Annotated in this window: 1 protein-coding gene; it reads right to left on the reverse strand. The window is 35.6% G+C overall.

Annotated elements, in window-relative coordinates:
• Nucleotides 1-425: 425 nt before the first annotated feature.
• Nucleotides 426-1,089 (reverse strand): tetratricopeptide repeat protein (locus IQ237_RS25975; protein ID WP_194060116.1); only part of this gene is annotated, 664 nt, incomplete at its 5' end.

Consider the following 1,089-nt stretch of genomic DNA (forward strand, 5'->3'; position numbering starts at 1 on the left):
CAATTCAAATCCTGTAAATCCTTAAATCCTGGAAATCCTGATTCAGACAATTCAAATCCTGTAAATCCTTAAATCCTGGATATCCTGATTCAGACAATTCAAATCCTGTAAATCCTTAAATCCTGGATATCCTGATTCAGACAATTCAAATCCTGTAAATCCTTAAATCCTGGATATCCTGATTCAGACAATTCAAATCCTGTAAATCCTTAAATCCTGGATATCCTGATTCAGACAATTAAATCAGACAATTAAATCCCCGACTTGTTCAAAAAAATCGGGGAGATGAGATGTATATTAAGATTACCGCAACTGTGATCATAAGGTTTTCATCTTCGGAGTTGATAGCAATTTCTGACTATCAGCAATTATTTTCTCACCCCAAAGATTCCTTTTCATCAAGTTGATATTTGTCAATAAAACACCTACAAATGCTTTAAGAAATCCATAATTTGTTGATAAGACTCAATATCTCCTTGAGCCTGGAATAATTGTGCTGCTTGTTGGAGATTTTCAATTACCTTTTGTTTGTCACCAAGTTGATAATAAACAAGACCGCGATTGTTGTAGGCATCAGCATAATCAGGATTAATTTTGATAGCTTGGTTATAATCTGCCAGTGCTAATTCCCATTTTTTCTGCTCATAGTAAACAAGACCGCGATTGTTGTAGGCAACAGCATAATCAGGATTAATTTTGATAGCTTGGTTATAATCTGCCAGTGCTAATTCCCATTTTTTCTGCTCTTTGTAAACAGCACCGCGATTGTTGTAGGCAACAGCATAATCAGGATTAATATTGATAGCTTGGTTATAATCTGCCAGTGCTAATTCCCATTTTTTCTGCTCATAGTAAACATTACCGCGATTGTAGTAAACATCAGCATAATCAGGATTAATTTTGATAGCTTGGTTATAATCTGCCAGTGCTAATTCCCATTTTTTCTGCTCTTTGTAAACAGCACCGCGATTGTTGTAGGCAACAGCATAATCAGGATTAATTTTGATAGCTTGGTTATAATCTGCCAGTGCTAATTCCCATTTTTTCTGCTCATAGTAAACAAGACCGCGATTGTTGTAGGCAACAGCA

Source organism: Sphaerospermopsis sp. LEGE 08334 (assembly GCF_015207205.1).
Classification (GTDB): domain Bacteria; phylum Cyanobacteriota; class Cyanobacteriia; order Cyanobacteriales; family Nostocaceae; genus Sphaerospermopsis.